7 protein-coding genes are annotated in these 4,536 nt (G+C 46.6%); 3 read left to right on the forward strand and 4 right to left on the reverse strand.

What is annotated here, in order from left to right:
• The 3 genes from KQJ18_RS21820 to KQJ18_RS21830 all read left to right on the forward strand — a co-directional run.
• Window positions 1-581: PHP domain-containing protein (locus tag KQJ18_RS21820; RefSeq protein WP_216422728.1), on the forward strand; the 581-nt coding region annotated here is incomplete at its 5' end.
• A 23-nt stretch (window positions 582-604) separates the two neighbouring features.
• A complete protein-coding gene (locus KQJ18_RS21825) occupies window positions 605-1,159 on the forward strand; it encodes a molecular chaperone (RefSeq protein WP_038639611.1) in 555 nt (184 codons plus the stop codon).
• 101 nt (window positions 1,160-1,260) lie between these two features.
• Window positions 1,261-1,743, forward strand: a complete 483-nt coding sequence (locus KQJ18_RS21830; RefSeq protein WP_038639615.1) for a DUF1097 domain-containing protein — start codon at window positions 1,261-1,263, stop codon at window positions 1,741-1,743.
• 46 nt (window positions 1,744-1,789) lie between these two features.
• Here KQJ18_RS21830 and csgG read toward each other — a convergent pair whose 3' ends face one another.
• The 4 genes from csgG to csgD are packed head-to-tail and all read right to left on the reverse strand — an operon-like array spanning window position 1,790 to window position 4,135.
• A complete protein-coding gene (gene csgG / locus KQJ18_RS21835) occupies window positions 1,790-2,623 on the reverse strand; it encodes a curli production assembly/transport protein CsgG (protein WP_003036082.1) in 834 nt (277 codons plus the stop codon).
• A 25-nt stretch (window positions 2,624-2,648) separates the two neighbouring features.
• A complete protein-coding gene (gene csgF, locus KQJ18_RS21840) occupies window positions 2,649-3,062 on the reverse strand; it encodes a curli production assembly/transport protein CsgF (protein ID WP_016152599.1) in 414 nt (137 codons plus the stop codon).
• A gap of 25 nt (window positions 3,063-3,087) precedes the next feature.
• Window positions 3,088-3,480, reverse strand: a complete 393-nt coding sequence (csgE, locus tag KQJ18_RS21845) for a curli production assembly/transport protein CsgE (RefSeq protein WP_038639617.1) — start codon at window positions 3,478-3,480, stop codon at window positions 3,088-3,090.
• 4 nt (window positions 3,481-3,484) lie between these two features.
• Window positions 3,485-4,135: a biofilm master transcriptional regulator CsgD gene (gene csgD, locus KQJ18_RS21850; RefSeq protein WP_069323303.1), complete on the reverse strand. Its 651-nt coding sequence runs from the start codon at window positions 4,133-4,135 to the stop codon at window positions 3,485-3,487.
• Window positions 4,136-4,536 lie beyond the last annotated feature (401 nt).

The following is a 4,536-nucleotide window of genomic DNA, read 5'->3' on the forward strand; positions in this document are numbered from 1 at the left end:
TTATTAATATGCGCATTTGGCCTCGTGTCGTGGACGGCATAGGGATCCTGCGCGGAATTGAAGCGAATATTAAAAATATTGAAGGCGAAATTGACTGTTCAGGTCCGATGTTCACTTCCCTGGATCTGATTATCGCAGGCTTTCATGAGCCGGTTTTTGCGCCACACGATAAAGAGACGAATACGCAGGCGATGATAGCCACTATGGCCAGTGGCAACGTCCATATCATCAGCCACCCGGGTAACCCCAAATATCCCGTCGATATCACTGCGATTGCTCAGGCAGCGGCAAAATACCAGGTTGCGTTGGAAATCAACAACTCTTCGTTTTTGCATTCGCGTAAGGGCAGTGAGGACAATTGCCGCGCTGTTGCTGCGGCTGTGCGTGATGCCGGCGGCTGGGTCGCGTTAGGGTCAGATTCACATACCGCTTTCACCTTAGGAGATTTCGGTGAATGTCGTAAAATACTCGATGATGTGAATTTCCCGGAAGACCGAATTTTAAACGTTACGCCAAAGCGCCTGCTGACGTTTCTGGAATCGCGAGGCATGGAGCCGATCGCGGAATTTGCTGAACTGTAATTGTTACTAACTGGAATATATTAATGAACGAGTTTTCTATCCTGTGTCGTGTACTGGGCTCGCTGTTTTACCGCCAACCGCAGGACCCTTTACTGGTTCCTCTGTTTACCCTGATTAGCGAAGGTAAACTCTCCGCCAACTGGCCGCTGGAACAGGACGAACTGCTGGCTCGTCTACAGAAGAGCTGCGATATGCCTCAGTTGGCTGCGGATTATAACGCGTTATTTGTGGGAGACGATTGCGCGGTGCCGCCTTATCGCAGCGCCTGGGTAGAAGGGGCTAAAGAATCGGATGTGCGTGCATTCCTTTCTGCCCGGGGAATGCCGCTGGCAGATACGCCGGCAGATCATATTGGCACGCTGTTGCTGGCGGCTTCATGGCTTGAAGACCAGTCTGCGGAAGATGAAAGCGAAGCGCTTGAAACCTTGTTTGTGGACTACCTGTTACCCTGGTGCGGCACGTTTCTGGGCAAAGTTGAAGCGCATGCGAATACGCCATTCTGGCGTACTATTGCGCCCCTGACACGTGATGCGATTGGTGCGATGTGGGACGAATTACAGGAAGAGACAGACGAATAAATGTGATTTAAATCACGCTAAACTGCAACGCAATTTATCAACTTGCATAATTTGTGTGCGCGATCTCATTCCAATGCCGTTTTTCTGCTAAGATGCGCGGCATGAACATACTTCTCTCAATTGCAATCACAACGGGCATTCTCTCCGGGATCTGGGGATGGGTGGCCGTTTCTCTCGGTTTACTCAGCTGGGCTGGGTTTCTGGGCTGCACTGCCTACTTTGCCTGTCCGCAAGGTGGGCTGAAAGGGCTGTGGATCTCAGCGTGTACGCTGCTAAGCGGTGTGGTGTGGGCGTTGGTGATTATTAACGGCAGTGCGCTTGCCCCGCATATGGATATTGTCGGCTATGTCATGACGGGAATTGTCGCGTTTTTGATGTGTATTCAGGCAAAGCAATGGTTGCTTTCATTCGTGCCGGGCACGTTTATTGGGGCTTGTGCAACGTTTGCAGGGCAGGGGGACTGGCGACTGGTCGTGCCATCTTTGGCGCTGGGTCTGGTATTTGGCTATGCGATGAAAAATAGCGGCTTGTGGCTGGCGTCACGCCGTGAAAACAGGATATCGCCAACCCCGACCAGTAAATAAAACAAGCGTGAGGCTTCCCTCACGCTTTTTATGCTGTAACGACCCATCAGGATTCTGGCGGTACCGACATATGGCGGTATTTAACCAGGATGTCATTATCAACTTGTTTCTTATCCTGCAAATCCCACAACCCGCGATCTATTCCGTCATTAATCAGGAAGATAACGCCGGTTTCAATTGCTGACATCAGACAAAGCATAACCGGTTCGTTAGAGGTATAACCAATTTCACCCTCCAACAGACGCTGGTAGTCAATGAAGCGGAACACCCCTGCCTGTACTTCATAAGACAGAATGGTTTTGCTGGTATTCACCGATGAGAGGATCTCACCGGTACTGACGTTAACCACACGCAGGTTTACCGCTATCTGGTCAAGCTGGTATTGCGTATCGGCGCCTATACCGAAATAGCGCGCGCCGACACCACCTGATTTTACGTTGCTTTCATAACCAATAATGGACCCTTCCACCATGACGTTTGCAGCGGTCAGAGACTGGAGCGGGATCCGGTTGTTAATGGCAACCGTACCGTTTTCCTGTGCCGCACGAATGATTTTTCGTTCGTTAAGCAAGTTCTGTAACCCCTGACGTTCCAGCGGGACGAACCAACGAGAATCCTTCAATGCGGTGACGAGCATAGCCGTGGCGCTTTGCGGGACGGCGGTAGAGAAGTTACTTGCCGGGTAAGGCTTAAACTGGCCAGTCTCATCCTGAATGTTGTATACCGACACAAATATCTTACCTGTAGGCATGGGCAGATGCGTCAAATCTTTATAGCTTTGGGCTCGGGGCATTAATGTCGGCTTAGCGGCCTCTTGAGGCGGGGCGGTTAAGCATCCGCTGAGTAAAATTACTGCCACCATGATAAGTAAGCGCTGCATGATATTTTCCTTTCGTGGCTCTCATTTAGAAATCGGTTGACTGGTTTTGTAAACCTGACACTTCAATAGTCGAAGTTCTTCCCGTTTTCCTGTCAGTGACATTCAATTGCAGTTGCCCATCCCGGTTGGCGATATCAACGATAAAGTCACTGGTTACCATCCTCCCCGGCTTACCTGTATTGATATTGGTGAGTAAGCCGCCGAGTATTTGCGACTGAATTGCCTGGGTAAAGTTATCCAGTGCTGTTGGGGTTTCGATCCCGTAGTCGCCAGCGCTCGGATCTTTATATGAGTTTTGCGCCTGAGCGCTATTTAATAAAAAAGAGCCGTTGTTTGGGTTGCCACCAAAGTTAGGGTTGCGGAACTGGAACGTCATGTTTCCGGCCCAACTTAATGGCGAAATTAGCATGAGCAAAACCACTGCATGTTTGACACGCATGAAAGCCTCCGGACAAAATCATGTTTTAGAATTCATCACGCGCTAAATCGCTTGTGCTTAATAGTGTTTGATCTATTTGCCGGCGATTTAATGCTTCCTCAGTTTCTGCCAATGCGAAGACCACTATTTTGTCGAAGTCTCTTTTCGTCGGGAATAAAAAGGTCTGGAAGATAACGTCCTGATTAACCGTTATCGTAATCCAACTTCCCCAACGTGCACTGGGCCTTTCATTAATGGTTAAGTTTCCTGTGTACTTGCTTTCCCACTTGTCACTAAAGGCGCGATAAAAATCATGGCCAATGGAAGAGACAGTGTGGTCAGTTAACAGTCCGGGAACCTCCACCTCTACAGCCGCGTGTAGATTCCCGGCAGCAAAGAACAAATTTGCTGCCACAATCCAGTTCAAATAGCGTTTCATGGCTTTATCGCCTGAGGTTATCATTGGCCCACGAGACCGCCTGCGTACGATTTTTGACAGCTATCTTTTTGAAAAGATTATAAAGATGCGTTTTCACGGTATTTTCACTGATAAACAGCGAACGCGCGATTTCAATATTTGAGGCACCGATACGCAGTTTATTAAGGATCTCTTTTTCACGGTGAGTGAGTAGTGCCGACTCCGTGCTGTTATAACGGTAATTTCCGGAATGCGTGATCAGGTAGCTGGCGAGCTTTTGCGAAAAGTAGCATTCACCGCGCAACACACCTTGCAAGCCGCTGACTACACGTTGTTCATCTTCGGTTGCGTAAAATACACCATTGATATGCGGCCAGTTTTCAATATCCCGATAGGGATAATCATCAGGGGTATTCAACAATAAAGTCTTTATATTGTTGTTTTTTCTGCTTAAATTATCTTGCCAGTAATGGATCAGTTTTTTATCTGCCTCCATCATATCCATTAAAACAATACAGCCGGAGGAAATATCATCCAGAGAACGTTGAATATTATGTAGTTTTCCGGTTAACGCCAGTGATTGCTTTAAATGTTGTAATAACGCAGTTGCCTGCAGAGAAGGTTTAGTGATCAACAATAATGTATGACCATGAATACTATGGACTTCATTAAACATGATGAAACTCCACTTTTTAGTCGCACACCTGACAGCTGCCGCTACTAAAATAGAGGCACCAGAAGTACTGACAGATGTTGCACTGCTGTGTAGAAATAAAATATCGACCCAACGGGGTGAAAATATTAAAACAAATGGACTTCAACTGTTTTCAATCTAGCTATTACAAATCTTAAAGCAAGTGTTAAACATGTTACATAATGTAAATTTATATATTAAAATGTGATTTTTGGGTTTTAATTGAGTTTAGATTTGATAGTAAAGTTGTACATTTCAGCATTATTGCATAGATTTAAAAAATCATACAAATTATGCTATCGCATTGATATTAAACAAATAAATTTATGGTTTGTTAGTTCTACATTCCTAATGAATTCGGATTGTTTCGCCTGGATTTAAGT

Source organism: Citrobacter sp. S55_ASV_140, assembly GCF_018919505.1.
Taxonomy (GTDB): Bacteria; Pseudomonadota; Gammaproteobacteria; order Enterobacterales; family Enterobacteriaceae; genus Citrobacter; species Citrobacter werkmanii.

Coding starts and splice junctions, on each gene's coding strand:
- csgD (WP_069323303.1), bottom strand. CDS start 4,135: ATGTTTAATGAAGTCCATAGTATTCATGGTCATACATTATTGTTGATC.
- csgE (WP_038639617.1), bottom strand. CDS start 3,480: ATGAAACGCTATTTGAACTGGATTGTGGCAGCAAATTTGTTCTTTGCT.
- csgF (WP_016152599.1), bottom strand. CDS start 3,062: ATGCGTGTCAAACATGCAGTGGTTTTGCTCATGCTAATTTCGCCATTA.
- csgG (WP_003036082.1), bottom strand. CDS start 2,623: ATGCAGCGCTTACTTATCATGGTGGCAGTAATTTTACTCAGCGGATGC.
- KQJ18_RS21830 (WP_038639615.1), top strand. CDS start 1,261: ATGAACATACTTCTCTCAATTGCAATCACAACGGGCATTCTCTCCGGG.
- KQJ18_RS21825 (WP_038639611.1), top strand. CDS start 605: ATGAACGAGTTTTCTATCCTGTGTCGTGTACTGGGCTCGCTGTTTTAC.